General features: G+C 63.9%; 27 protein-coding genes. 12 read left to right on the plus strand and 15 right to left on the minus strand.

The window, feature by feature from the left end; genetic code table 11:
- The first annotated feature begins 8 nt into the window (after window positions 1–8).
- Genes ACFQ6H_RS07610 through menE form a run of 4 tightly spaced genes read left to right on the plus strand, consistent with a single transcriptional unit; the run spans window position 9 to window position 2,105 of the window.
- Window positions 9–272, plus strand: coding sequence for a hypothetical protein (locus tag ACFQ6H_RS07610; RefSeq protein WP_378645111.1), 264 nt, complete (start codon window positions 9–11; stop codon window positions 270–272).
- A gap of 54 nt (window positions 273–326) precedes the next feature.
- Window positions 327–662, plus strand: a complete 336-nt coding sequence (locus ACFQ6H_RS07615) for a DUF3349 domain-containing protein (protein WP_378447163.1) — start codon at window positions 327–329, stop codon at window positions 660–662.
- Between the two features lie 4 nt (window positions 663–666).
- On the plus strand, window positions 667–969 hold the full coding sequence (locus ACFQ6H_RS07620) for a DUF3349 domain-containing protein (protein ID WP_003941976.1): 303 nt from the start codon (window positions 667–669) through the stop codon (window positions 967–969).
- Window positions 966–2,105 (plus strand): o-succinylbenzoate--CoA ligase, encoded by a 1,140-nt coding sequence (menE, locus tag ACFQ6H_RS07625; RefSeq protein ID WP_378645114.1) that lies wholly within the window; start codon window positions 966–968, stop codon window positions 2,103–2,105. Before ACFQ6H_RS07620 ends, menE begins: the two co-directional genes overlap by 4 nt.
- Before the next feature lie 54 nt (window positions 2,106–2,159).
- Here the strand turns inward: menE and ACFQ6H_RS07630 are convergent, their stop codons facing one another.
- Entirely contained in the window at window positions 2,160–3,053 is an 894-nt protein-coding gene (locus ACFQ6H_RS07630) for a hypothetical protein (protein WP_378645117.1), read from the minus strand.
- A 154-nt stretch (window positions 3,054–3,207) separates the two neighbouring features.
- Here ACFQ6H_RS07630 and ACFQ6H_RS07635 point away from each other — a divergent pair, with 154 nt between their 5' ends.
- Together ACFQ6H_RS07635 and ACFQ6H_RS07640 are read left to right on the plus strand one after the other, a co-directional pair.
- On the plus strand, window positions 3,208–4,215 hold the full coding sequence (locus ACFQ6H_RS07635; RefSeq protein WP_378548627.1) for an ATP-binding cassette domain-containing protein: 1,008 nt from the start codon (window positions 3,208–3,210) through the stop codon (window positions 4,213–4,215).
- Window positions 4,212–5,039, plus strand: a complete 828-nt coding sequence (locus ACFQ6H_RS07640) for an ABC transporter permease (protein WP_003941848.1) — start codon at window positions 4,212–4,214, stop codon at window positions 5,037–5,039. The genes ACFQ6H_RS07635 and ACFQ6H_RS07640 overlap by 4 nt, the downstream gene beginning before the upstream one ends.
- A 21-nt stretch (window positions 5,040–5,060) precedes the next feature.
- Here ACFQ6H_RS07640 and ACFQ6H_RS07645 read toward each other — a convergent pair whose 3' ends face one another.
- Window positions 5,061–8,309, minus strand: coding sequence for a BTAD domain-containing putative transcriptional regulator (locus ACFQ6H_RS07645; protein WP_378548625.1), 3,249 nt, complete (start codon window positions 8,307–8,309; stop codon window positions 5,061–5,063).
- A gap of 49 nt (window positions 8,310–8,358) precedes the next feature.
- Here ACFQ6H_RS07645 and ACFQ6H_RS07650 point away from each other — a divergent pair, with 49 nt between their 5' ends.
- Entirely contained in the window at window positions 8,359–9,228 is an 870-nt protein-coding gene (locus ACFQ6H_RS07650) for a 1,4-dihydroxy-2-naphthoate polyprenyltransferase (protein WP_230812123.1), read from the plus strand.
- A 12-nt stretch (window positions 9,229–9,240) separates the two neighbouring features.
- Here the strand turns inward: ACFQ6H_RS07650 and ACFQ6H_RS07655 are convergent, their stop codons facing one another.
- The 4 genes from ACFQ6H_RS07655 to ACFQ6H_RS07670 are packed head-to-tail and all read right to left on the minus strand — an operon-like array spanning window position 9,241 to window position 11,286.
- Window positions 9,241–9,621, minus strand: coding sequence for a phage holin family protein (locus ACFQ6H_RS07655; RefSeq protein ID WP_003941998.1), 381 nt, complete (start codon window positions 9,619–9,621; stop codon window positions 9,241–9,243).
- Window positions 9,622–9,669: 48 nt separating this feature from the next.
- On the minus strand, window positions 9,670–10,236 hold the full coding sequence (locus ACFQ6H_RS07660; RefSeq protein WP_378638215.1) for a Clp protease N-terminal domain-containing protein: 567 nt from the start codon (window positions 10,234–10,236) through the stop codon (window positions 9,670–9,672).
- Window positions 10,237–10,241: 5 nt separating this feature from the next.
- Entirely contained in the window at window positions 10,242–10,493 is a 252-nt protein-coding gene (locus ACFQ6H_RS07665) for an HTH domain-containing protein (RefSeq protein ID WP_230812121.1), read from the minus strand.
- 55 nt (window positions 10,494–10,548) lie between these two features.
- Complete coding sequence (locus ACFQ6H_RS07670) at window positions 10,549–11,286, minus strand: lysophospholipid acyltransferase family protein (RefSeq protein ID WP_378548621.1); 738 nt, start codon at window positions 11,284–11,286, stop codon at window positions 10,549–10,551.
- A gap of 122 nt (window positions 11,287–11,408) precedes the next feature.
- Between ACFQ6H_RS07670 and ACFQ6H_RS07675 the strand changes: the two genes are divergently transcribed.
- Window positions 11,409–12,062 (plus strand): GNAT family N-acetyltransferase, encoded by a 654-nt coding sequence (locus tag ACFQ6H_RS07675; protein WP_378645120.1) that lies wholly within the window; start codon window positions 11,409–11,411, stop codon window positions 12,060–12,062.
- Here ACFQ6H_RS07675 and ACFQ6H_RS07680 read toward each other — a convergent pair.
- Both ACFQ6H_RS07680 and ACFQ6H_RS07685 read right to left on the minus strand, forming a co-directional pair.
- Window positions 11,960–13,063: a PLP-dependent cysteine synthase family protein gene (locus ACFQ6H_RS07680; protein ID WP_378537590.1), complete on the minus strand. Its 1,104-nt coding sequence runs from the start codon at window positions 13,061–13,063 to the stop codon at window positions 11,960–11,962. The two genes, ACFQ6H_RS07675 and ACFQ6H_RS07680, sit on opposite strands and share 103 nt — an antisense overlap.
- Window positions 13,060–13,446, minus strand: coding sequence for a DUF4229 domain-containing protein (locus ACFQ6H_RS07685; protein ID WP_050656729.1), 387 nt, complete (start codon window positions 13,444–13,446; stop codon window positions 13,060–13,062). Before ACFQ6H_RS07685 ends, ACFQ6H_RS07680 begins: the two co-directional genes overlap by 4 nt.
- 272 nt (window positions 13,447–13,718) lie before the next feature.
- On the opposite strand from ACFQ6H_RS07685, the gene ACFQ6H_RS07690 reads away from it, so the two are divergent.
- Both ACFQ6H_RS07690 and ACFQ6H_RS07695 read left to right on the plus strand, forming a co-directional pair.
- Window positions 13,719–13,931: a BldC family transcriptional regulator gene (locus ACFQ6H_RS07690; protein ID WP_230812117.1), complete on the plus strand. Its 213-nt coding sequence runs from the start codon at window positions 13,719–13,721 to the stop codon at window positions 13,929–13,931.
- A 145-nt stretch (window positions 13,932–14,076) separates the two neighbouring features.
- Window positions 14,077–14,283 carry a hypothetical protein gene (locus tag ACFQ6H_RS07695; protein WP_060939066.1) on the plus strand — a complete coding sequence of 69 codons (207 nt, stop codon included), beginning with the start codon at window positions 14,077–14,079 and terminating at the stop codon, window positions 14,281–14,283.
- Window positions 14,284–14,308: 25 nt separating this feature from the next.
- Here the strand turns inward: ACFQ6H_RS07695 and ACFQ6H_RS07700 are convergent, their stop codons facing one another.
- The 7 genes from ACFQ6H_RS07700 to hemL form a co-directional block, all read right to left on the minus strand.
- Complete coding sequence (locus tag ACFQ6H_RS07700) at window positions 14,309–15,664, minus strand: AAA family ATPase (RefSeq protein WP_378645141.1); 1,356 nt, start codon at window positions 15,662–15,664, stop codon at window positions 14,309–14,311.
- 500 nt (window positions 15,665–16,164) lie between these two features.
- On the minus strand, window positions 16,165–17,127 hold the full coding sequence (gene ccsB, locus ACFQ6H_RS07705; protein WP_019744351.1) for a c-type cytochrome biogenesis protein CcsB: 963 nt from the start codon (window positions 17,125–17,127) through the stop codon (window positions 16,165–16,167).
- A complete protein-coding gene (locus ACFQ6H_RS07710) occupies window positions 17,124–18,788 on the minus strand; it encodes a cytochrome c biogenesis protein ResB (RefSeq protein WP_378645123.1) in 1,665 nt (554 codons plus the stop codon). The genes ccsB and ACFQ6H_RS07710 overlap by 4 nt, the downstream gene beginning before the upstream one ends.
- The gene (locus tag ACFQ6H_RS07715) at window positions 18,785–19,633 is read right to left on the minus strand and encodes a cytochrome c biogenesis CcdA family protein (RefSeq protein WP_283304941.1); all 849 of its coding nucleotides are present in this window, start codon (window positions 19,631–19,633) and stop codon (window positions 18,785–18,787) included. The genes ACFQ6H_RS07710 and ACFQ6H_RS07715 overlap by 4 nt, the downstream gene beginning before the upstream one ends.
- Before the next feature lie 2 nt (window positions 19,634–19,635).
- Window positions 19,636–20,241, minus strand: a complete 606-nt coding sequence (locus ACFQ6H_RS07720) for a TlpA disulfide reductase family protein (protein WP_378447150.1) — start codon at window positions 20,239–20,241, stop codon at window positions 19,636–19,638.
- Window positions 20,238–20,897 carry a histidine phosphatase family protein gene (locus ACFQ6H_RS07725; protein ID WP_378447149.1) on the minus strand — a complete coding sequence of 220 codons (660 nt, stop codon included), beginning with the start codon at window positions 20,895–20,897 and terminating at the stop codon, window positions 20,238–20,240. Before ACFQ6H_RS07725 ends, ACFQ6H_RS07720 begins: the two co-directional genes overlap by 4 nt.
- Window positions 20,898–20,980: 83 nt before the next feature.
- Window positions 20,981–22,306 (minus strand): glutamate-1-semialdehyde 2,1-aminomutase, encoded by a 1,326-nt coding sequence (gene hemL / locus ACFQ6H_RS07730; RefSeq protein ID WP_019744354.1) that lies wholly within the window; start codon window positions 22,304–22,306, stop codon window positions 20,981–20,983.
- A gap of 110 nt (window positions 22,307–22,416) precedes the next feature.
- On the opposite strand from hemL, the gene ACFQ6H_RS07735 reads away from it, so the two are divergent.
- Both ACFQ6H_RS07735 and ACFQ6H_RS07740 read left to right on the plus strand, forming a co-directional pair.
- A complete protein-coding gene (locus tag ACFQ6H_RS07735) occupies window positions 22,417–22,764 on the plus strand; it encodes a hypothetical protein (protein ID WP_378645126.1) in 348 nt (115 codons plus the stop codon).
- Between the two features lie 60 nt (window positions 22,765–22,824).
- Entirely contained in the window at window positions 22,825–24,756 is a 1,932-nt protein-coding gene (locus ACFQ6H_RS07740; protein WP_378645129.1) for an acyl-CoA dehydrogenase, read from the plus strand.
- Window positions 24,757–24,876: the final 120 nt, after the last annotated feature.

Raw genomic sequence — 24,876 nt, forward strand, 5'->3', positions numbered from 1 at the left:
GCAAGAGAATGCATCTACTCACCGATACCCTCGATTCGCTCTGGCAGGTAGTGGCAGTCGGACTGCTCTTCGGAGCCGGACTGCCGGCGATCTTCGCCTTCGGCCTCAAGTCGCTGAGCCTGCCGAACGCCGACGGCACCGAAGGGTCTTCCACCCTGGGTAAAATGGGTGCGTACCTCTGTTTTGCGGTCGTGCTCGTCACGATCTTCGCCGGAATACTGTTGTTGATGAAGAACTTCTTGGCCAGCACGTTCGGAATCCACGTCTTCTGAGTGGTCGTCGCGGCACACCACTGAAACCACCGAAACGAAATTGAGGCCGAGGATTTGAGCAAGTATTCATTGCGCAGCGTGCTCGACTGGCTGCGTGCCGGGTACCCCGAGGGCATCCCGGACAAGGATCATTTTGCGCTGCTCGCCGTTCTCCGTCGTCGTCTGACCGACGAGGAGATCGAGCAGGTCGTTTCGATGTCCATCGAGTCCGCACACGAGGTACCGGACCGGCACGTCGACTACGACACCATCCGCGCCATCATCGAGGGAATCCTCAACGAGGAGCCTTCCGAGGACGACGTCGATCGTGTCAGCGAGAGACTGCGTGCAGGTGGGTGGCCGGTCATCGAAGACGCGGAATCAGACAACGAAGTTCGAGACGTGAGCTGACGTCATGGCCCTTCCGCCCTTCCTCACGTCGATAGTCGGCTGGTTGCGGGCCGGCTATCCCAATGGCGTCCCTGAGCAGGACTACATCCCCCTCTTCGCACTTCTCACTCGCAGACTCTCCGAAACCGAGGTCGACGCCGTCGCCGACGCGTTGATCGAGGACGGCGATCTGCCCATCGAGAAGACCGACATCCAGGTCCTCATCACGAAGATCACCAACGAGATGCCACTCGAAACCGACGTCGACCGCGTGCGAAGCCATCTGGCTGCCGGTGGTTGGCCGCTGGCCGGGCCGGACGTCCGGTGAGCGTTCTTCGCACACTGGCCGTTCCGCAGGGTGAGGCCGTTTTCGAGGTGCTGCCGCGCATCGCGCAGATCCTCGAAGGCAAGCACGACGCCGTGCTCCCCGTCCCGGCGGCCGACGCACGCGAGACTGCCCGCCTGAGCGGCGCTCTGCACCCCGATCAGCCCATCGACGACGGTGTTTCGCTGGTAGTCGCGACCTCGGGAACCACCGGAACTCCGAAGGGTGCGATGCTCACGGCGAGCGCACTGCGGGCCAGCGGCGACGCGACGCATGAACGCCTCGGCGGGTCGGGATCCTGGTTGCTGGTTCTCCCTCCGCACCACATCGCCGGGATGCAGGTTCTGTTGCGCAGTGTCCTCGCCGGAACACAACCGGTGATCGTCGACGTCAGTGCGGGTTTCGACCCGGCGGCATTGCCGGGCGCTGTCGCCTCGATGAGCGGACCGCGCCGCTACACCTCGTTGGTGCCGACACAGTTGGTCAAGGCACTCGGTGATCGCGTCGCGGTCGAGGCGTTGGCTTCGCTCGACGCTGTCCTGCTCGGCGGCGCTGCGACTCCCGCACCGGTACTCGCGCAGGCCACCGAAGCTGGCATCACCGTCGTCCGCACCTACGGGATGAGTGAGACGTCGGGCGGCTGTGTGTACGACGGAATCCCGTTGTCCGGGGCAAAGATTCGCATCGACGACGGCCGGGTTCTGCTGGGCGGGCCGATGCTCGCGTCCGGGTACCGCGGGCTTCCCGACCACCCTGCCTTCGCCGAGCCCGGGTGGTTCCGGACCGACGACGCCGGATCGGTGGTCGACGGGGTCCTGCGCATCAGCGGCCGACTGGACGAAGCTATCTCCACCGGCGGGCTGACCGTCGTACCGCAGGTGGTCGAGGCCGCGTTGGCCGATCACCCCGCCGTTCGCGAGTGCGCGGTGATCGGCATCGAGGACCAGCGTCTCGGGCAGCGGGTGGTGGCCGTCGTCGTCGCAGAGGGCGAAGCTCCGACGCTCGAGGAACTGCGCACACATGCTCAGCGGACACTCGACGTCACCGCAGCCCCGCGCGAACTGTTCGTCGTGGACGCGCTCCCCCTGCGTGGACCGGGCAAGCTCGACCGCGCCGCCCTGGTAGCGCGGTTCAGCTAGCAGCCGCAGCACTATTGTTCAGCCGCAGGCCTGATCAGCCCCGCGGCTGCACAATCAGCGCGCGGCTGCGCGGAGGCAAGTCCGCTCGAACCTTTCCCGGACGCGTTCGAAGTCGCGAAGATCCGCCCACACCCAGCGGAACACCTCGAACCCCGCGTCCCGGATCGCGTCCTCACGCAGTTTCTCGCGCTCTACCGCCCTACCCGGGTTGTCGCCGCGGTACTTGACCATCCCGTCGAATTCGCCCACCGCACCGTGCTCTTTCCAGAAGAAGTCGACTCGTCCGATGAACCTGCCACCGTGACGGATCTCGTGCTGCAGGGTCGGCTTCGGCCAACCGTCGGCGCGCATGCGGGCGCGGCTGATGGACTCCCCTGGGCTCTCGGCACCCGGTTCGATGAACTCCGCCGCCACTCGCGCACGACTCATGCCCAGCCTTCCGCGCGCATGATCGAGCGAAGCGTCGACGTCCTCACGTCTCATCCCGCGTCGCAGGGCGCAATCGCCGATCACCACGGCGTTCTCGAACGACGTCGTCCGTGCGAGGTCGACGAACGTTCGCGCAAGTGACGTGGTTGCGACACCGTCGATCAGCACGACCTCCTCGGGCGGGACCACTGCTGGATGAAGATGCAAGGTCTGACTCTTCCGCCCACCCGAGCACCGGTTACGCGTCATGTGCACGGTGCCCAATCGCAATCCGCCGCAATCCAATCCGTGCGTGACCGCTGCCGAAGCGTGGCTCACGATCGCACCTGGACCACAGGTTTCAGCGGCCGCGAGGACAGCGCACCGGTGGCGTGCTCTCTCATCGAGTTCGCGAAAGTGATCGGCTCGCATGTAGATCCCCGCTGCGATTCGGTACAGCTCACCGCGCCTGACCGCTCGCTGCAACTGCGCGTCGCTGGTGCCGTCCCGGTGAGCCTGCGCCCGCGTGAGAATTCCCATGCAGCGAGCGTGACGCCATCGCGCCCGCACACCGACAAACAAGATCCGTCTGGGGATTGTCTGCCGGTTGTGGAGCACCGACCTCGCGCGCTGTGCAAGTAACCGCAAGTTCCACGCAAGGTCCATGCAAGATCGGTCTGCCAAGCTTCATCCCATGAACCACACAGCTTCGCCTCTTGCCATCGAGGCCGACGGACTCGTCAAGAAGTTCGGCGAGCACCGCGCGGTCGACGGCGTCAGCCTCACCGTCCCCACCGGCTCGGTCTTCGGCGTCCTCGGACCGAACGGCGCCGGCAAGACCACCACCGTCCGCATGCTCGCCACCCTCCTTCGCCCCGACGGCGGTGAGGCGCGCATCTTCGGCCACGACGTCAGCCGTGAACCCACCGCAGTCCGCTCCCTGATCGGCGTCACCGGGCAGTACGCCTCCGTCGACGAGGACCTCACCGCAACCGAGAACCTCGTGATCTTCTCGCGGCTACTCGGCCTGAGCCGCCGCGATGCGCGCACCAAGTCCCTCGAACTCCTCGAAGAGTTCGACCTGGCCGAGGCCGCGACCAAGCCGCTCAAGAACTTCTCCGGTGGTATGCGTCGACGCCTGGATCTGGCAGCCAGCCTGATCGCCCGCCCGCCGCTGCTGTTCCTCGACGAGCCCACCACCGGCCTCGATCCGCGCACCCGCGCCCAGATGTGGGTGACCATCCGACGATTGGTCGCCGAGGGTTCGACGGTGTTGCTCACGACGCAGTACCTGGATGAGGCCGATCAGTTGGCGGATCGCATCGCGGTGATCGACCGCGGCCGCGTGATCGCCAACGGCACTGCCGACGAACTCAAGGCTTCGGTCGGGATCTCCTCGCTCCAGCTCAAGCTGGTCGATCGTGATCGCACCGAGGAAGCTCGCTCGCTGATCGCGTCGGCGCTCGGTGTCGAGGTAGGTGTCACGCCCGAGGTCGGACGGATCACCGCCCCGCTGAGCGACCCGTCGATCACCGCCGACCTGCTGATCCGCCTGCGCGAGCAAGGTATCGCCGTCGACGAGATCAACGTACAGAAACCCAGCCTGGACGAAGTGTTCCTGACCATCACCGGGCACCAACCCGAAGACGGTGGACGCAACGACGCCCAGTCCGACAACGACTCCGATCGGAGCGTCGCATGACAACCACCCTCACCAAACCCCGGTCACCGATAGCCCAGCCGGATGCCGCACCCCGCCGCATCAGCCTGCAGCAGAGCTTCGCGAACACGTTCACGATGGCGTACCGCGGAATTCTCAAGATCAAGCACAACCCCGAGCAACTGTTCGACGTCGTCATCCAGCCGATCATCTTCACGTTGATGTTCACGTACATCTTCGGCGGCGCGATCGCCGGTGACGTGACGGCATATCTGCCGACGATCATCCCCGGCATTCTCGTTCAGACCGTCATCACCGGTTCCATCGTCACGGGCACTCAGCTTCGTGAGGACATGGACAAGGGCGTGTTCGATCGCTTCAAGTCCCTTCCCATCGCTCGTATCGCCCCGCTGTCCGGTGCATTGCTCGCCGACGTCGTGCGCTACGGCATCGCCACGACCATCACGTTCATCGTCGGTTTCGCGATGGGTTACCGCCCCGCGGGCGGCGTGGTCGGCATTCTGTCCGCCGCGATCCTGGTCATGGTGTGCGCGTTCTCGATCAGCTGGATCTTCGCTCTTATGGGCGTGCTGATGAACAAAGCGTCCACGGTGCAGGGCGTTTCGATGCTCGTGCTGTTCCCGCTGACGTTCCTGTCGAATGCGTTCGTCGATCCTGCCACCATGCCAAGTTGGCTTCAGAAGTTCGTGAACGTCAATCCGGTCTCACACCTGGTAACCGCGGTTCGCGAGCTGGCCAACGACGGTCACTTCGGTATCCACGTCGTGTGGTCGTTGGTCGGCGCCGCGGTGATCGTTGCCGTCATGGCACCTCTGACCGTCCGGATGTACATGCGCAAGACCTAAGTCCCGCACCACTGTCCAGCTCTAATCGAGCACCGGTCCGCGAAGCACAGCCAACGCTGCTTCGCGGACCGCTCTGCGTGAGTAGCCCGACACCTTTTCGGTTTCCACGGACCACCTGTCGGCTCCGACCACACCAACGGCGAAGTCGGACAGGCGCGCATGGTGGAGCGAGACGAAGTCTTGTCTCCCGGGCATTTTCAACGACAGAGCCATCAGTTCGACCCCGCGGTCGATGTTGCCCGTGACAAGATCGAACGACCCGATCGCCGACGCCAAGGAACCCGCTAGCGGCAGGTCCGCATAACCGTTCGGATCGAACTTGAGAGCACTCGAATCCTTCATCTGAAGAACCCGACCGGCTACGAGTTCGTGTCGTCCGTGAACGACGTGAGCACACACTGCCGCGGCACCGAGTAGAACGACGAAGGGATCACCGAAGATGTTCTCGATTGCAGGACCCAACAGTTCCAGTGCTTCTCGATAGCGGGCCAGGCCGTCCTCGATACGGCCGTCCGCGAGATCCGCCTCGGCAATGCTCGCCATGAGTGCCGCGCGCCGTTGATCGGTTTCGATCGCACCGGTCCCGGTCGAGTGCGCCAAGGCCGGGCGCGCCCGATCGAGAAGTGTTCGCCCGCCGGCGGTGTCACCGGATGCGATCATCGCTCCGGCTTGAAAGCAGATGAGCTGCATCGCCTCGTCACGCGCGCCGAGACGTTCCATCGACGCCGCCGCAATCGCGTAGAACGCAATGGCGTCGCCGTAGCGGGCGGACTGGCTGTGAACCGACCCGACATGTTGGGCTGCCATCGCCAGTCCCCATTCGTCACCGACACTGGTCGCGTAGTCGAACAGAGCCTGCCCGTCGAGCAATGCGCCGCGCAGATCGCCGATGTTCTCCCGCATGTTCGAACGCGCGGACAGCGCAGCCATTCGGGTCTCGGGGTCGGGGCTGCGAACGCCCTCCGCGACCAACCGCGCAAGTTTGTGGTTGGCGATCCCACTCGTGGACAGTCTGATCAGAAACGCAAACAACGGACCGAGATCATCGCGCTCTCGCAACAACTTTCGAAGACGAACCCGTGCGCGGGCATGGTTTCGATCGGCCTCCCCGAAATAGAGATGCATCGCCACCAGGATGAACGTGGCACCCACCAGTTCCGCATTCACGTCGCGCAGATCGTTGTCCGCGGTAGCCCCGACGATCTTCGACGCCCAGTTCGAGATTTCCGAGTTCGATCCACGCACTGCCCACAGAATCGCAAGGACGGGAAAGACGTTGGCCACGGTGATCGCGTCGCCGCGCTCGACTGCCCAGCGAAGAACTGCGAGAAGGTTGTCGTGCTCGGCGTCCAGGTCGGCAATCAGACGCAGCTGATCGGTGCGCGCACGCACGACGGCGTCCTCGGCGATCGCGATCGCCCAGTCATCGAGGCGCCGAATCACTTCCGGCCCCTCTCCGGACGCGGCGAGTTGCTCCTCGCCGTATTCACGGACCGTCTCGAGCATGTAGTAGCGAAGCTCACCCTCCCCGTCGCTGACGGAAAGAAGAGACTGATTCACCAGCGCTTCGACGGCACCGGCCACATCGGTCAACTCGCCCCACCCGGCAACGGCCTGCGCCGAGGAAAGCGTGAAGCCTGCCGGGAATCGGCACAACCGACGCAGCGCAATCTGATCGCCGCCGCCCAGCAGATTCCAACTCCAGTCGATCACCGCGTGCAGAGTGCGATGCCGATCCGGAGACGTCGGATCATCGGAGCGCAACAACGCGAACCGATCTCGCAGTCTCGAACCGATTTCGTCGACGCTCATCGTCCGGACCCGGGCGGCCGCGAGTTCGATCGCCAACGGGAGTCCGTCGAGCGTCGTACACAGCTTGACGACGGCGTCGACGTCCAGATGAACAGAGGGCCGCACCGCGCGGGCTCTCGCTGAGAAGAGTTCGACTGCCGAGCCGGTTCCGTCGTCGATCGCCAACGGCGGCAACGGGTACACAGCCTCGGCGCTGATCATGAGCGGCGATCGACTGGTGGTCAGTACCGTCAACTGACGACCGGCCGCGATCATCTCGGCCACGATCTCCGAACACGCGCCGATCACGTGCTCGCAGTTGTCGAGGATGAGCAACATCGGACCGGCCGACAGCGCCTCTTTGAGTCGTTCTCGCGCCGAATGCGTCCGGCCGACGGTCAATTTGCCTGGAGCCAGGTCGGATTCACTGATTCCGAGGGTGCCGCCGATGGCCGCGATCACATCTTCGCTGCTACGCAACGACGCCAACTCCACCAGTACCACCGACACGCCCGGGTGGTTCACGGATGCACGCAGACCCAATTCGTGTGCAAGGCGGGTCTTTCCGGCACCACCGGGTCCGAGAATCGTAACGACGCGAGAGCGGGCGAGCAAGGATTCGATCTGGTCGATGTCGTTGTCGCGACCGAGCAGGGCGTTGGGGGCAGCCCGCAGGCCGATCGCACGCGCAGCCCGCGGTATTGCCGCAGGTGCCCCCAGAAGTTTCGCGTTCAGAGTCACCAGTGCGGGTGACGGATCAGCGCCCAGACGGTTGGCGAGATGGTTTCGGAACTCCGCGAACACCTCGAGTGCCTCGTTGACCCGGCCGGCTCCGGCGAGCGCACGCATCAGCGCTTCGGCTGCCGTGTCGTCGAATGGACTCGCCAGGTGCCGTCCGCGCACCAGTGGAATGGCTGCCGCGTACTCCCCCAGCGTGAGGAACGCGTCGATCTGCGCCGTCTCCAGTTCGTCGTACACGCGGCCCGCGTCGAGCGCCAGACGATCTGCGACGTCGCCGACGACGTCGCTCCCGGGTGTGCCGCGCCACAGGCGCAGCGCCTCGGTCGCGGCCGCAAGTGCCTCGGACGCGTCCGCGTCGCCGGCGTGCAGACGACGAGCCGCGTCCGCTGCCCGGGCCAGGTCGACGCGCGCTCTGGCGAGAGTGAGCCGGTATCCGGCCGCCGTGACCTCGAGGGCCCCGTCCGGGAGTGCAGATCGCAAGCGCGAGACCTGAGTGTGGAGGGCATTCATCGGTGAGCGCGGCGGCTCCAGCCCCCAGACGTCGTCGATCAGGCTCTGCGCGGTGCGTGGCTCACCGGGATTGCGAGCCAGCGCAACCAGCAGAGTTCGAGCTCGCGGACCCGGCAGCGGAACCAGGCGATCGCCCACTTTGGTCGAAACGGGTCCGAGCAAGGCAATGTCTGCCAGGTCTTCGCCCGACTGCGCGTACCTGGCGCGCTCACTCACGTCTCGAGTCATGTGCTGATCCACCGCGTTCGATCGTATTGCACAGTGCAAAGATCGTTGTATGGCAACAGCTGCTCAATGGATCGAAGGCGCGAGGCCGCGCACACTCCCGAACGCGATTGCGCCCGTGCTGGTCGGCACCGGAGCCGCGGCGTCCCTGGACCTCGCAGTGTGGTGGAAGGCGCTCCTGGCACTGGTCGTCTCCTTGGCCTTGATCGTCGGGGTGAATTTCGCGAACGACTATTCCGACGGAATCCGCGGAACGGACGACGACCGCGTCGGGCCACTGCGCTTGGTCGGATCGAAGTTGGTCAGTCCCGGAGCCGTGAAGGCCGCAGCGATCAGCTGCTTCGCCGTTGCCGCGGTGGCCGGGTTCGTTCTGGCGGCGACCACAGCGTGGTGGCTGGTCGCGGTCGGCGTGTTCTGCATCATCGGTGCCTGGTTCTACACCGGCGGCAAGAAGCCGTACGGATACAGCGGGTTCGGCGAGATCGCCGTGTTCATCTTCTTCGGGCTGATCGCAGTGCTGGGAACTCAGTTCGTGCAGGCCGAGCGGGTCGATCTGGCCGGGCTGGCCGGAGCGATCGCCATCGGCTCGTTCTCGAGCGCAGTGCTCGTTGCCAACAATCTTCGCGACATCCCGACCGACACCGAGTCCGGAAAGATCACTCTCGCAGTACGGCTCGGCGACGCGAAGACCCGCACGCTGCACGTGATCCTGCTGGCCGTTCCGTTCGTCGCGACCCTGCTGCTGATCCTGCGCACCCCGTGGGCATTGCTCGGATTGCTCGCGTTGCCACTGGCAATCCGAGCCAACGCCCCGCTGCGTTCAGGCGGGCAGGGAATGGCCCTGATCCCCGCGCTGCGCGACACCGGACTTGCCATGCTCGTCTGGGGTGCCGCGACCGCAGTTGCGCTCAGTCTCGCCTGAACGTCGACGCACTCAACGGTTGTCGGGCACGAACGCGCTGAGCAGGAAGTTCACGATCGAGATGATCAGCGCGCCCCAGACTGCCGTCCAGAAGCCGTCGACCGTCAAGCCGTAGGACGTTCCGGACGAGATCCACGCCGTCAGCATCAGCATCAGGGCGTTGATCACGAGAGTGAACAGTCCGAGCGTCAGGATGAGCAGCGGTAGCGAGAGAAGCTGTACTACCGGCTTGATGAAGGCGTTGACCACCGTGAAGATCAGGGCGATCACCGCGATCACGAGAACCGTGCCCCAGGTGCCGTTGTCGTGGTTGGCGATCGTGATGCCGGTGACCCACGCCGACGCCAGCCAGATGGCTATGCCGTTGATGATGAGACGTGCCAGAAATGTCATGTCTGAATGCTGGCACATCCCTCCCGTGCATGCGGAACCGTGCCGAATCTAGGCCGCGCGATTCATCTTCGCTTCCAACCGCTCACGGATCACCGACATCGTGACCTGCGTTTCGAGAGCCTCACGGGTGGGTCCGTCGGCGACACGCAGGATGCCGAGCAGGATGTGTTCGGCGCCGATGCGATTGTCCTTGTGCGCGAGCGCTTCACGGAGCGAGAGTTCCAACACCTTCTTGGAGTCCTTCTCGAATCGTGAACGAGGGAACCCGAATCGGCTCTTGCGGGAAGTGTCGACGCCGTCCGGCACAGGAGTCTCGTCCAGCACACCTTCGCCGAAGGACTGCTCGAGACTCTCCCGAACCGCATCGAGATCGATGCCGATCGACTTGAGTATCTCGGCGTCGTCGTCGAGCTTGTTCGAGCTACCTTCGTTCGACCCGGCGCCGGCGTGGCGGATCACGTCGAGCGTGACACCAGACTCGGCGAGCACCTCGGTGGCGATGCCCCGATCAGAGGTGAGCAACGCGGTCAACAGTTCCATCGGAGTGACAGGACCGGAGCCGGCGACAGCATCGACGACGACTCCCCTCGCCTGCGCGGAGAACCTTTCGAACATGGCACTTACCTGCCCTTCTCGCGCAGTGAACGCAGCATCGATTCCGATTGCGCGGACGCATATTTCTTGTGGACGGCTTGACGGCTGACCTCGAGGGTTTCCGCGATTGCCTGCCAGGACCATCCGTGACGACGCGCATTGGCGACCTGAATGGCCTCGAGTTTTTCGAGTAGACGTCGCAGCGCTCGAACGGCACGCAATCCCTCGGCGGGATCCGGACTGCCGGCGGCAGCGGCAAGAGAGGTTGCTTCGGTCATAGTGTCAATTTAGATTGACAATCGAAATCTGTCAACCAAAATTGACACCGCCATGTCAGTACCCGGCGACTGCGCCGTCCACTGCCAACTGCAGGTCAGCCTGCACGGTTCGGGCGATATCCATCGGCTTGTCCGGAAGTTCGGTCACGGGCATCCCGACGAAGACGCTCGCAGCCTTCACGTCGCCGGCCACCGGGCCGTAGTTGATGCCGATCGACACCAGGGCCGGCGAGCATCCCAACTTCTCGGCTCGGGCGACGATGTGGCCGATACCGCTGTTGACATGCTGCAGCCGCGTCGGATCCTCGGTATTGCACGTCCCCTCCGGGAAAATCGCCAGACAATCCCCATTGCCCAGACGCTCGGCCGCGACGTCCATCATCACGCGGCCGGCATCCGAAACAGCGCGAAGGCCGTAGTTCTTGCTGCGAAAAACCGGAATGCTGCCCATCATGTCGACCTTCTTGCGCTGCGAAGGATCAACGAAGAGTTCGTCTTTGGCGAGGACCCTGGTCCGTCCGATCACGCGACGCAACGGAGTACGCCACGCGGTCGCGGCGAGTGTGAATTGGTCGCTCTCCGTCAGATGATTGACTGCCACGACCAATTGCGTCTTGCGTTCGAGCAGAGTCTTCAGCGCAGCTTCCGCACCCGGCGCGTACTTCACCCGCGGGCGGTACTTCACCGCCAGCGCGGCATAAGCGAGCTTCGCCACAAACCGGTTCTGCTGATGGCTGCGGTAGTACTCGTACACAGCTTCGTAATTGTCGAGTGAAACTTCAGGATTGCCCATGATCCGCCCTCGCTGGAGAAGTGTCCCTTGGACAAACGATACACAACCTACGGTTGCGTAGGTTTGTGTTTCACATGGCGTAGCGCTGGGAGAAACGCACTTCTCGAGGTAAAACGGTTTCTGTGATCCGCTCGGCCATATCCACCGACCTACCCGCACTGCAACAGATCGAGATCGCCGCGGGCGAACCGTTCCGAGACATCGGGATGGACGCCATCGCAGACGATCCACCGCCGACGCTCGACGAGTTGAACGATTTTCTCGCCGCCGAACACATCTGGGTTCAGACCGACGCAAACGACGTGCCCGTTGCGTACGCACTGGTCGAGATCGTGGACGGCGGCGCACATATCGAGCAGGTTTCCGTTCACCCCGACCATGCCCGCAAAGGACTCGGAGCCCAACTGATCGACGTTGTCACCGAATGGGCGGCGGACCATCACCACGATCTCGTGACTCTGACGACCTTCGTCGACGTTCCGTGGAACGCGCCGTACTACGAGCGACTCGGATTCGTGCGCCTGGCGGAGAACACACTCTCCCCCGGCCTGATCCGCATCAGAATGGTCGAGCAGTCATCCGGGCTGGACGCGTGGCCTCGCGTGACAATGAGCCGCCCCGCCCGCGGTCATGTGTCAGCAGTGCAGAAGCGCGCGGCGCAGGAGTATGCGGTTCAGGAGTTGGCGGTCCACGCACCCGAACGAACGAACTCGTCCAGCACTGCTGTGGGGCCGAGCAGGTCTATCCCTTCCGAGGCCACCCATTCGTCGTTGTAGTAGGTGCCCGAGTAGCGCTCTCCGCCGTCGCACAGAAGCGTGACGACGCTGCCGCTGCGTCCGGCGGCCATCATCTCCGCAAGCAACGCAAAAGCTCCCCACAGGTTCGTACCCGTCGAGCCACCCACTTTGCGCCCCAGGGCGGCGCTGGCGTGCCGTGCCGCCGCAATCGAGCCCGCGTCCGGCACCTTGATCATGCGGTCGACCACTTGACCGACAAACGACGGTTCGACGCGCGGACGGCCGATGCCCTCGATCCGGGAGCCCCGAGTACCGACGATCGACGGATCGCTCGCTCGCCACGCGTCGAAGAACACGGAGTGCTCCGGGTCTACGACGCACAGTCCGGTGTCGAATTTCCGGTAGCGAAGGAAGCGGCCGATCGTGGCGCCGGTTCCGCCCGTTCCGGCTCCGACGACCACCCAGTCGGGAATCGGATGTTCCTCGTGCTCGAGCTGAGTGAAGATGGATTCGGCGATGTTGTTGTTTCCGCGCCAGTCCGTCGCACGCTCGGCGTGGGTGAACTGGTCCATGTAGTGACCGTTCAACTCACTCGCGAGCCGATGCGATTCCGAGTAGATCGAGGACGGATCGCTCACGAAATGACAACGTCCACCCTGCGCCTCGATCAACGCGATCTTGGCGGGACTCGTGCTCGCTGGCATCACCGCGACAAAATCCAGACCGAGCAACTTCGCGAAATACGCCTCGCTCACAGCCGTCGAACCGGACGACGCTTCGATGACGGTGGTCTCTTCGGTAACCCAGCCGTTGCAGATCGCGTAGAGGAAAAGCGACCGCGCGAGTCGATGTTTGAGACTTCCCGTGATGTGTGTCGACTCGTCCTTCAGATAGAGCTGGACGGTCCAGTTACTCGGCAGCGGATACCGCAGCAGGTGAGTGTCCGCGCTGCGTTGCGCATCAGCTTCGATCAACCGCACCGCGTTGTCGACCCACTGCCGAGACGTCCGGCGGTCGACGTCGAGCGACTCCGTGGTCACCGGCCGTCTCCACGCAGCTTGGAACGAAGATCGTCACGATCGGACCGCCGCTGGGCGTCGACGGCCGCAATGCCTGCGTTGACACGCTTGCGCAGTTTCGCGAAGAGCAGCAGCGACAGCGGCAAGGCGATCAGCACTGCGAACAGTGCGGCGACAATCAGCGGAACGTCGGTGCCGGCGAGCTTTCCGCCGCCGATGATGAGGGCACCGATCACGACGACAAGCAGCAACCGGGCGACCGAGTACAGCACCACGTCGCGGGCCAGTTGACCCTTGGTCACCGGCCCGGCAGCCGACTTTGCTTGCCCAGAGTTTGCGGAAGGTTTACTGGCCTTGACCGGCTCAGAAGGAACATTTTCGGGGTTTTCAGACAACTGACTCACCCTCTCAGGTTACCCATTCCGAATACCGGTAGCACCGAGCCCGCTATATCCATTTTGTCCTTTACTTAAACATTACTTTGTCTTGAAAGATCGACTACCCGGCTATATCTGTGCAAACATTGCGCTACCACTCAGAAAACGGTCGAATGTAAGCGAAGGACTTCGAAACAAACTCGACGCAGGTTTTCGGCAACTGCTCGACACGCCGGTTCGGTATCACTGTTCAGAGTCACTGTTCGTCAACGTTCGACATCAACATGGAGGACCTCACAATGAGCGCACCAACCTTCAATACCGCCGCAGACGCACTCATGACGCCCGGACAGGTAGCGGCATTGTTTCATGTCGATCCCAAGACCGTGACCCGCTGGGCACACGCAGGACGACTCGGCTCGCTTCGCACACCAGGGGGACATCGTCGATTCCGTGAGACCGAGGTCATGCAGCTTCTGCGATCGCTGACCACGGAAGCGGACCACAACTGAGCATCCACAGCCCGCAAAGAGAAACACGTACTACCCGACAGATACAGCACTGACGCACTGAGCCTAAACACTTGTCCGCAGCACTTCTGGTGATGCGGGCCGGAGACTGAGTAGGCTCGACCTCAGTTCCCTGAGGAGGTGCGCCGTGTTGTATCTGTTGGCGTTGGTGGGTTTGGTGACATTGATCGTTCTGATGTGGAAGGCATTCGGGCCCGATCCGTCGACGCGCGCCCCGGTGAGCGGCGTGCGCGGACCGGACGACGATCCCGAATTCCTGTGGAATGTGAACCAGCAAACACGACGCAAGCGCACGGAAGGGCCGGACGTACCGCCGACTGACACGTCGACGTAGCGTCCGGGCTTACCCGGCTATCCGATTACCGCCCTGAGAAGCCGTACGGGGAGGCCGGAAAGTCCTGCGCAACCACAGCAGCCAACTCCAGCACCGCTTCCCGAGTACCCGGACGCAACCGGTCCAGATCGATTTCGGCGCCCTCTTCCAAATGCGGGTCGAACGGAATCAACCTCACCGCTCGGCAGCGCTGCTCGAAGTGCTCGACGACGCGCGGTAGATCAACCTTGCCCGAGCGAGGCCGCACCGCGTTGATGACGGCCACGGACGTGGCGACCAGCCTGCTGTAACCGTGAGCGTCGAGCCAATCAAGTGTTGCGGAGGCGCTACGTGCACCGTCGACGGATCCGGAACTGACGACGATCAACGAATCTGCGCCCTCGAGAATGGCCTGCATCGCCGAGTGCATCAAGCCGGTGCCGCAGTCGGTCAGAACTATGCTGTAGAACTTTTCGAGCATGTCGACCGTGCGCGTGTAGTCCACGCCGCTGAAGGCCTCCGAGACTGCTGGATCACTGTCGGACGCAAGCACTTCGAGCCGGTGCTGGTTTTGCGATGTATAGCCTCTGACGTCGCTGTACTTCTCGATACTGTTCTCGTCACGCAGCAGGTTACGCACAGTTGCCGGCGTCTCGAGCGGGATCTTCTGACTCAGGGTTCCCCGGTCCGGGTTTGCATCGACTGCGACGACGCGATCGCCGCGAATCGATGCGAACATCGATCCCAGCGTCGCAGTGGTCGTGGTTTTTCCGACGCCACCTTTGAGACTGAGCACCGCAACCTTGTAGCAGCCCTGCAGCGGCTGGTTGATCTGGCGCGTCAACTCGACGACATGCTGATCCTTCGCGCCGTTCCCGAGGTTCACCGATCGGCCGGACATCGTGTACAGCGCTTTGCGCCAGCCGCCGGCCGGGGCTGGCCGGACCGGCTTGACGAGAAGCGCTGCCGAGAGGTCTTGCGCCGTCATCGGAAGAGCCGGCTCAGGACGATTGCCGGGAGCGGGGTTGAATCCGGCCTTCTGCATCGGAGGGTGAACCGGTGCCGCCGTCGGCGGAGCAACCGGCATCGCCTGCCCGTTCTGCAGGGTGTGACCGTTCTGCAGAGTGTGACCATTCTGCAGCGCTTGACCATTCTGCAGCGCTTGACCATTCTGCAGCGCTTGACCGTTCTGCACCGGCGCAGCGCCGGGGTGACCGAACTGCCGAATCACGGGATTGGGCTGATGCATGCCGGGCGAAGAAGGTGCCTGCGGTTGCTGGAGCGGTCTCGCGGTCGGGCTGGGATGGTTCTGAACGGGCTGCGAGTTCTGTACGGATTGCGGAGCGGCGACTCGTGAATCCGGAACCGACCCTGCACGATTCGCGGGTTCGTAGGTCTGCATCGGCATCGCGGGCGAGGTCGAGAACTGGCCGTTGATGGGGCCTGGCTGTGCTTCCGGGTATTGGATGACCGGAGTTTTAGGGCCTGACGCAGGCACCGGCGGAGCTGCCGGCGTCGTAAGCGGCGGCTGGGCGGCGGGTGCACTGGGGGGGTGGGCGGGGGATGCACTGGGCGCCTGGCCGCCTACTTGCTGGAGCGGACCGGAGTCGACCGGGGCCACGAAGAGACTGCGAACATCGCTGGGAACCGAGTCGGATGACGGCTCGGGCGCGGATGCGCGCGGCTCGCGCCGCGTCGGCTCGGCAGGACGCACCGGCTCCCACAATCCTGCTCCGGCGTCTTCAATCTTGTCGGCCATCTCGCCGTTCCCCCTCGTCGATCCCCACAGCTACCAGGCAGCTAGTTATTCACCGAGCTGCATCGTAGCTGGTGCCGCCCCTGACCTACCTACCGGTAATACCTACAGACCGGTCGGCAGCCACCCACGGTACCTCGAGAGGATCAGTTGAGTCCCGCGTAGGAGTGCAAGCCGGAGACGACCATGTTGATGATGAAGAGATTGAACAGCATCGCAACGAAACCGGCGATGTTGATCCAAGCAGCCTTCGTCTCCCGCCACCCGGACGTTGCCCTCGCATGCAGGTAGGCCGCGTAGATCACCCAGGCGATGAAGGACATCGTCTCCTTCGGATCCCAACCCCAGAAGCGTCCCCACGCAGCTTCCGCCCAGATGGCACCGAGGATTACGCCTGCGCCGAACAGCGGAAACGCGATGATCGTGCTCTTGTATGCCAAGCGGTCGAGAGTCTGGGCGTCCGGCAGTCGCTCTGCGATCCGGCCGCCGATGCTCGTGCCCTCGTCACCGGGCGGGAACTTCAGTCGCAGCAGGAACAGGAGGCTCGCGATACCGCCGATCATGAAGATGCCGGAGCCGACGCTGACGATCGTCACGTGAATCGGAAGCCAGTACGAGCGCAGCGCCGGAACCACGGGGGCCGCGTCGGCGTAGAGAACCGTGCCGGCGAGGAACATCAGAATCAGAACGGGAACCAGCAGGAAGACCCACATCGGACGGTAAGCCGGCTTGATCAACAGGACGTGCCCGACCAGCAACGACGCCGCACACGCCATCGCCACGAATTCGTACATGTTGCCGAGCGGGAATCGTTCCGTCGCAAATCCGCGGAGCACGATCGAGGCGATGATCAGAACCGTTCCGACGACCAGGACAGCTCGGCCCATTCCGCCGAATCGCTCCGAGAGCGACTTGGTCGGAGTCTCCGCGACCCTGCCAGGCACGGAAGCATCGACTCCGCCGGCCGAGACCAGTTCCTTGTCCTGAACCGCCTTGGCTCTGGCCGACGCGTACTGCACGATGAGCAGCACAAACGCCAGAACGAGCACGGTGAAGGCGGACTTGAAGGCCCAGTCGCTGTACTGCGCGAGTGTCTCGTTGGTTGTCATCGGGCGTTCTCCTGCGCGTGCGGTTCGGTCACCGCGGTGGTCGGATTGCTTTTCAGCAAGCGGTCGGTGAGGCGGTCGAACTCGTCGCCCCAGCCTGCGTGGTCGGTGCGGGCAAGCCCACCAAGTTCTACTACAGTACGTCGTTCGTCATCTGGATAGATACGAGCCCAGACGCGGCGACGCTTGATCACGAGCGAGACGAGCAGACCCGCCATCATCGTCAACGCCGAAACCAACACCCATACCTGAGCGGGATCATGGGAGACCTGAAGGTTCACGAAGTCGACGGCACCGTCGAATCGCACCTGGGTTCCGTCGGCAAGCGTCGCGCTCTCCCCCGGGAAAAGGTTGACCCGGTCCTGCTTGAGCAGTCGCCCCTGATTGATCAGTTCGGTGTTGAGTTCGAACAGCGATTGCGGGTTACCGGTATCGAGTCCGGTGTCGCCCTTGTAGATGTCGATCGCGACGGCCGGATCGTTCATCGCCGGGTAACTCGACGACAGAAGGTTGCCGTGGAACAGCGCGGTGGGCGCGAACAATCCTTCGATGGCAATCTGATTCTTCCGACGCTCGTCCGCATCCGGATACATACCGCCCGGCGGGTCGAAACGCATCGCGCCACTGCTCAGGAACGTCGTGGCGTCGTCCGGACGCCACTGAAGCGTCTCGGTGCGGGTCTCGCCGTTCGGGAACGTGACGGTGAAGGTCGGCGCGTATCCGTGTCCCTGCAGGTACACACGATCGCCGGCGATCCGCAGCGGGTGGTTCACCTGGATGGTCGTGTCCCGCCAGGTATCGGACTCGAGGTCGTCGCCTGCCTGGTACGAGATGTCCGAGGTGAACATCTCGGCCTGACCGGTCTCGAGGTAGTCGGCCTGGAAGTTCTTCACACGGACACACAGCGGAGTCATGCCGGTGCCGTCGAGGCTCAGGCCCGCGACGAACGAGTCGAACACCGCCGGTGACGTAGTGCAGAACCCGGGGCCGTCGTTGGCGATGACGATGCGATTGCCTTCGTAGCCGAACAACTTGCCCGCGGCGATCGCGATCAGCAGTCCGACCAGCGACAGGTGGAACACGAGGTTGCCGAATTCGCGGAGATATCCCTTCTCCGCCGAGATGGTGATCTCGCCTTCGCGTCGTGATTTCGTATCGCCGCGACGCGTTTCGACGCGCCAACCACGCAGTTCTTTCGACACACGGGCGGCAAGTTCGTCGGGAGTCTCGCCGTCCACGACGCTCGTGGTGTGGTGCGGCAGACGAGCGAGGTTACGCGGCGCATTAACGGGACGGGTGCGCAGTGCCTTTGCGTGCTCCACACAACGCGGCAGGATGCAGCCGACCAGCGAGATGAAGAGCAATGCGTAGATCGCGGTGAACCAGAAGCTGCTGAACACGTCGAACAGTTCGAGGCGGTCCATCCACGGGCCGAGAGTCGGACGCGCGGCGATGTAGTCGGCGACCTTGCCCTCGTTGAGGGTTCGCTGAGGCAGCAGGGCACCGGGGATCGCAGCGAGTGCGAGGAGGAACAGCAGAACCAGCGCGGTCCGCATCGAGGTGAGCCCGCGCCAGGTGTTGCGCCCGAGTGCAACGACTCGACCGATCACCGACTGCTTCGGCAGCACGGGTGTCGGGTTGTCGTTATTGTCGTCAGCTGTCATATCGGCAGCGTCACCTCCGAGATAAATGCGTCGCGAACCCAGCCGACGAACTGGTCCCACGCGCCTGTGACGAGGGCGATTCCCACTGCCACCAACATGATTCCGCCGAAAATTTGAATGGTGCGTGCATTACGACGCAACCAGCCGACGCCGGTCAGCGCACGTGCCGACCCCAGCGCCAGAAAGATGAACGGCAGCCCGAGTCCGATGCAGTACGCGACGATCAACGTGACACCGCGCGCGGCGGTCATCCCGTCGGTTCCCGCGGCTACGGACATCACGCCTGCCAATGTCGGTCCGAGGCATGGCGTCCACCCCAGCGCGAACACTCCCCCGAGTAGCGGCGCCCCCACCAGCGACGACACACGACGCGGTTCGAAGCGGACGTCTTTCTGCAGCGCCGGGATCAGTCCGATGAACACCAGGCCCATCGCGATCGTGACCACACCGCCCACGCGCATCAGGACCTCGCGGTTGACGAGCAGAGTCGAGATAACGCCGAACACCGACGCGGTGGCGAGAACGAAGACGACGGTGAAGCCGGCGACGAACAGTCCGGCCGCACCGGCGACCCTCAGGCGACTGCTCCGGGTGATCGTCCGGGTCCTCGCCTCGTCGGCGGTGATCGCGGGTGCGTCGGCGCCGACGACGCCGGCGAGGTAGGAAAGGTAGCCGGGAACGAGCGGCACGACGCACGGTGAAGCGAACGACACCAGACCGGCGAGGACGCAGGCACCGAGGGCCAGCAGCAGCGGACCGGACGACGCCGCGTTCTGAAATGCTTCGCCCACACCGGCACTCAGTGTTTCGCTGCCGGCCAGCAGCGTGGTGGTCGTGGTTGTCATGTCTACTGCGCGTCTTCCTGAGCTACCCGCTGGACGACGGGCAGCAAATCCTCGGCGAGAAGTTCTTGGAGAAATACCGCGGCGACGCGATGCTGGCGATCAAGGACGATCGTCGTCGGAATGACCGACGTGGGGTAGCCCTTGCCGAGGGCGATCAGCGAGCGCATCGACGGGTCGTAGATCGACGGGTACGAGACCTTGTTGTCGACCACGAAGTCCTGCGCCTTGTTCTTGGTGTCGTCGCGGACGTTGATACCGAGGAACTGCACGCCGGAATCCTTGGTCTGCTCGTAGACCTGTTCCAGATCGTCGGCTTCGGCCCGGCACGGTCCACACCACTGACCCCAGACGTTGAGGACGACGACCTTGCCCTCGAAGTCGTCGACGCCGACCTTCTGGCCTTCGTTCATCAGGTCGGGCCCGGAGAGGTTGCCGATGGTGCCTCGGTCGGACGGCGGATCGTAGAAGATCTTGGTCTGTCCGCCCGGTGAGACGAAGTCGAAAGTTCCGCCCTGTGCGACGGCGTCGTCGCCGGTCGCGCAGGACGAGAGAAGGAGCATCGCGGATGCAGCGGCTGCCAGTGCTGCGGCGATGCGGCGCGAAATCATGCGCCTGTCACTCTCGGGTCGGAGGCGCCGGCGGGTTCGGAGTAGACGATGTCGACCAGTGTGTCGCCCTCGTAGACCAGTGACGTCAACGAGGCCAGACCGCACTGACGGTGACGGGGGTCGTGCCAGAGACGCTCACCCTGCAGGAATCGACGCAGAGTCCAGACCGGAAGCTGATGGCTGACGACGACGGCTTCGTGTCCGACTGCCGCGACGCGTGCGGCGTTGACGGCTGCCAGCATGCGATGTGCGATCTGCAAGTAGGGCTCGCCCCAGGACGGGGTGAACGGGTCACGCAGTTTCCACCAGTGACGCGGACGCGAGAGCGCACCGTCCCCGACAGCTACCTTGAGGCCCTCGAATTCGTTGCCCGCCTCGATGAGGTTCTCGTCGGTGACGATGTCGAGCTTGTGCGCCTCGGCGATCGGAGTCGCGGTTTCCTGTGCGCGCTGAAGCGGCGACGCGACCACGTGGGTGATGTCGTGATCGGAAAGCACGGATGCGACCGCACGAGCCTGGGCCTCGCCCGCCACCGACAACCGGAAACCCGGGAGCCGTCCGTAGAGGATCCCGCGCGGGTTGTGAACTTCACCGTGGCGAAGGACGTGGACGATGGTGCGGGTGGACGTGTGGTCGGGGTGATCGGCGTCGGTCACAGTCGAGGGTCCTCGCTGAAGGTGATGGATGGCTGAAGGTGATGGATGTCGGAAGCGTGCGGGTGTTCTGGAACTGGAACGGATCAGGGCTTGACGGCAGCAGCCGCGGCCTTGGCTGCGTGAGGCATGGCGTCGGCGATGATCGAGAATGCTCGATCGTCGAGTGCTGCGGAGACGAACCACGCTTCGAACGCGCTCGGCGGCGGGTACACGCCGCGGGAGAGCAGCGCATGGAAGAAGGCGGGGAATCGCCAGGTCTGCGCGGCTTTGGCTTCGTCGTAGTTGGTCACCGTGTTCTCCGTGAAGAACACGCTCACCAAGGTGCCTGCGTACTGCACACGGTGTTCGACGCCTTCGGCGGTGAGGGCTTGGGTCATGAGGTCGCCGAGGGCGGTCGCGTTCCGGCCGAGCTTGGCGTACACCTCGGCGTCGGCGGCGCGCAGGCTCGCGAGTCCGGCGGCAACGGCTACGGGGTTACCCGAGAGGGTGCCTGCCTGGTAGACGGGACCGTCGGGTGCGAGGTGGCCCATGATGTCGGCGCGGCCGCCGAAGGCTGCGGCGGGCAGGCCGCCGCTCATGACCTTGCCGAAGGTGTAGAGGTCGCCGGCGACGTTGTCGATGCCGTACCAACCCGAGGCGCTGACGCGGAATCCGGTCATCACCTCGTCCATGATCAGGAGTGCGCCGTGCTCACGGGTGAGACGACGCAGGCCCTCGTTGAAGCCGGGGAGCGGCGCGACGGCGCCCATGTTTCCAGCGGCAGCTTCGGTGATGACGCACGCGATGGCGCCGGGGTTGGCGGCGAACGCCGCGGCCACTGCGTCGAGATCGTTGTAGCGGACGACGATGGTGTCTTCGGCTTGCGCACCGGTCACACCGGGCGAGGTCGGCAGTCCGAACGTCGCGAGGCCTGATCCGGCGTCGGCGAGAAGGGCGTCGACGTGGCCGTGATAGCAACCGGAGAACTTGATGATCTTGGTGCGTCCGGTGAATCCGCGGGCGAGGCGGACTGCGCTCATCGTGGCTTCGGTTCCGGAGTTGACCAGGCGAACCTTTTCCACGGGCGCGACGCGGGCGACGATCTCCTCGGCGAGGGCAACTTCGCCTTCCGTCGGCGCACCGAAGGAGAGACCGCCGAGCGCGGCTTCGCGAACGGCTTCGACGACTGCCGGGTGAGCGTGCCCGAGAATCATCGGACCCCAGGACGACACCAGGTCGACGTAGTTGTTCCCGTCGACGTCGGTGAGGGTGTAACCGGACGCCTCGCGGATGAATCGCGGTGTTCCGCCGACCGAACCGAACGCACGGACGGGCGAGTTGACGCCACCCGGAATCACGTTGCCGGCACGTTCGAAGAGCCGAGCGGAGTTCGTTGCATGCACGTCGGGATCACCGGAAGACACAGTCACGGCTTCCAGTGTCCCAGTTCTGTCGAATCTGACAACGACAGGGTGTAGGACTTCGGTGCTCGAGGCGAGTTTTCCGGTCGAACCGGACCTCACGTGAGACGATTTCGGGCATGAAGCGACTGTTGACGACGCTGATGGTCTCAGCTGCGATTCTTCTCACATCCTGTGGTTCGAACGCTTCCGATGACGACAAGGCGACAATTTCGTCGCCGCCAAGTGCCACGGAGGCGGTTGGAACGACTGCGGCAACGAGCACCGAGCCCGCATTTCTCGGCGGGTGTTCGGCCGTCTCCGTCTACGTTCAGCAGCGTGTTCAGAGCGGTGACACGTCGACTCAGACGGCGGGAGCCGACTTCCTGAAGATCGTCGAGAACGACCCTTCGTACCAGGCTATGTCCGAGAGCGAGAAGGAACTCTTCCGTCAGGGAATCGAAGCGGGCGCCGCAGGCTCCTGCTGAATGTGAGGGTTGGGATCGAACCGGGTTGCCCGCGGTGCGCTACGCGCTATCGTCGGTTCCATGGCCACCACAGCGGACCACCTCAGGACAACACTCGACGGACGCTGGCGGGAGGTGCGTGAGCGCGTTCGCGGCGAATTGAACGACGAACGTTTTGCTCCGCACTACACACCCAACACCGCCATAGCGCGTTCCAAGGCTCTCGAACAGATGCGGGTTCTCGCCGATCTCGGCTACGCCGCAAACGGTTTCGCGGTATCTCACGGCGGAACGGGCGACGCGGGCGGCGCCGTCACCAGCATCGAGATGCTGGCGATGTCCGACCTCTCGCTGATGGTCAAGGCGGGCGTCCAGTGGGGATTGTTCGGCGGCGCCATCGAAAACCTCGGTACCGAGCGTCATCACCAGGCGTACGTCAAACCGCTGATCGATCTGGACCTACTCGGTTGCTTCGCGATGACCGAGACCGGCCACGGCAGCGACGTACAAGAACTCGAAACCACGGCAACCTACGACGTCGAGACGGGCGAGTTCGTCGTCAACTCCCCCACGCCGTCCTCGCGCAAGGACTACATCGGCGGCGCTGCACAGCACGCCACCGTCGCGGCGGTGTTCGCTCAGTTGATCACCGGTGGCGAAAGCCAGGGCGTCCACTGTTTTGTCGTGCCGATTCGTGACGACGCCGGCAACGACCTTCCCGGCGTCACGACGTCCGACTGCGGACTCAAGGGCGGACTACCCGGAGTCGACAACGGCCGCATCGTCTTCGACCAGGTCCGCATCCCGCGTGAGAACCTGCTCAACCGTTACGCCGACGTCGCCGAGGACGGCACGTACAGTTCGGCTATCGAAAACCCGAACCGTCGTTTCTTCACGATGGTCGGCACACTGGTTCGTGGACGTGTCACGGTCGGTGGTTCGGCAGCAGCGGCCGCCCGCGTGGGATTGGCCATTGCCGGTCGATATGCCCTGCAGCGCAGGCAGTTCAGCGCCCCGAAGAGCGACGACGAGGTTCTGATCATGGACTACCTCGTCCACCAGAAGCGTCTGCTGCCGTTGATCGCCCGCTCGTACGCTCTGCAGTTCGCACAGAACGAACTTGTTGCCGCGATGCACGACATCCAGAGCAGCGACAACCCGGATCCGCAGGAGCAGCGCGAACTCGAAGGTCGCGCCGCCGGACTCAAGGCCGCAAACACGTGGCATGCCACGCGGGCCATCCAGGAGGCACGCGAAGCGTGCGGCGGCGCAGGCTATCTCGCGGAGAACCGTCTCACCGCACTCAAGGCGGACACCGACGTGTTCACCACGTTCGAGGGCGACAACCACGTTCTGACGCAGTTGGTCGCCAAGGAACTGCTCACCTCCTACGCCGACGAAGTACGCGGCATGAGCCCGGTCGACTGGATGCGCTTCGCCGCTACGACGGTCTCCGACGTGGTCAAGAAGCGCACGGCGGCGCAGCAGATTCTGCAGACGATCGTCGACACCCGCCAGGACAACGAAGAGGACGGCAGCCTCTTCAACCGCGGCACCCAGATGAAGATGTTCGAGGACCGCGAGGAGTACCTACTCGCTACTGCGGCAAGGCGATTGCAGGCCGCACAGAAGCGCGAGGAGAACCCCTTCGACGCGTTCAACTTCGTGCAGGATCACGTGCTCAAAGCCGCTCAGGCACACATCGAGCGTGTCATCCTGGAAGCATTCGTCGCTGGTATCGACTCCTGTGAGGACGAGACCACGAAGGAACTCTTCGGCGAGGTGTGCGACCTCTATGCACTGTCCGTCATCGAGGAGGACAAGGCCTGGTTCATGGAGCACCGGCATCTGTCGGTGGAGCGTTCGAAGGCCGTGACGCGCGGGATCAACGAGCGTTGCCGCACCTTGCGTCCGCACGTCGAGACACTGATCGACGGGTTCGGCATTCCGGACATCCTGCTGGGGTCCGCAATGTTGGACGGACCGGGTACGGACGCAGTACGGCTGAAGTAGACGGTCTGAAGTAGATGGTCGGGTGGGGGGGGGAAAACCCCCCCCCCCCCCACACACATCGCAGGTGACAATTTTTTATGTGGGGTGGGAAAAAATACGGTAACGGCCCGAGCCGCGCAC

It is taken from the genome of Rhodococcus sp. NPDC056506, from assembly GCF_042794945.1.
Lineage (GTDB): Bacteria > Actinomycetota > Actinomycetes > Mycobacteriales > Mycobacteriaceae > Rhodococcus_F.

Bases quoted from the DNA above. Each gene is read 5' to 3' on its own strand.
- ACFQ6H_RS07610 (WP_378645111.1), top strand. From the start codon at position 9: ATGCATCTACTCACCGATACCCTCGATTCGCTCTGGCAGGTAGTGGCA.
- ACFQ6H_RS07620 (WP_003941976.1), top strand. From the start codon at position 667: ATGGCCCTTCCGCCCTTCCTCACGTCGATAGTCGGCTGGTTGCGGGCC.
- ACFQ6H_RS07630 (WP_378645117.1), bottom strand. From the start codon at position 3,053: ATGGGAATTCTCACGCGGGCGCAGGCTCACCGGGACGGCACCAGCGAC.
- ACFQ6H_RS07635 (WP_378548627.1), top strand. From the start codon at position 3,208: ATGAACCACACAGCTTCGCCTCTTGCCATCGAGGCCGACGGACTCGTC.
- ACFQ6H_RS07640 (WP_003941848.1), top strand. From the start codon at position 4,212: ATGACAACCACCCTCACCAAACCCCGGTCACCGATAGCCCAGCCGGAT.
- ACFQ6H_RS07645 (WP_378548625.1), bottom strand. From the start codon at position 8,309: ATGACTCGAGACGTGAGTGAGCGCGCCAGGTACGCGCAGTCGGGCGAA.
- ACFQ6H_RS07650 (WP_230812123.1), top strand. From the start codon at position 8,359: ATGGCAACAGCTGCTCAATGGATCGAAGGCGCGAGGCCGCGCACACTC.
- ACFQ6H_RS07655 (WP_003941998.1), bottom strand. From the start codon at position 9,621: ATGACATTTCTGGCACGTCTCATCATCAACGGCATAGCCATCTGGCTG.
- ACFQ6H_RS07660 (WP_378638215.1), bottom strand. From the start codon at position 10,236: ATGTTCGAAAGGTTCTCCGCGCAGGCGAGGGGAGTCGTCGTCGATGCT.
- ACFQ6H_RS07665 (WP_230812121.1), bottom strand. From the start codon at position 10,493: ATGACCGAAGCAACCTCTCTTGCCGCTGCCGCCGGCAGTCCGGATCCC.
- ACFQ6H_RS07670 (WP_378548621.1), bottom strand. From the start codon at position 11,286: ATGGGCAATCCTGAAGTTTCACTCGACAATTACGAAGCTGTGTACGAG.
- ACFQ6H_RS07690 (WP_230812117.1), top strand. From the start codon at position 13,719: ATGAGCGCACCAACCTTCAATACCGCCGCAGACGCACTCATGACGCCC.
- ACFQ6H_RS07700 (WP_378645141.1), bottom strand. From the start codon at position 15,664: ATGCAGACCTACGAACCCGCGAATCGTGCAGGGTCGGTTCCGGATTCA.
- ccsB (WP_019744351.1), bottom strand. From the start codon at position 17,127: ATGACAACCAACGAGACACTCGCGCAGTACAGCGACTGGGCCTTCAAG.
- ACFQ6H_RS07710 (WP_378645123.1), bottom strand. From the start codon at position 18,788: ATGACAGCTGACGACAATAACGACAACCCGACACCCGTGCTGCCGAAG.
- ACFQ6H_RS07715 (WP_283304941.1), bottom strand. From the start codon at position 19,633: ATGACAACCACGACCACCACGCTGCTGGCCGGCAGCGAAACACTGAGT.
- ACFQ6H_RS07720 (WP_378447150.1), bottom strand. From the start codon at position 20,241: ATGATTTCGCGCCGCATCGCCGCAGCACTGGCAGCCGCTGCATCCGCG.
- ACFQ6H_RS07735 (WP_378645126.1), top strand. From the start codon at position 22,417: ATGAAGCGACTGTTGACGACGCTGATGGTCTCAGCTGCGATTCTTCTC.
- ACFQ6H_RS07740 (WP_378645129.1), top strand. From the start codon at position 22,825: ATGGCCACCACAGCGGACCACCTCAGGACAACACTCGACGGACGCTGG.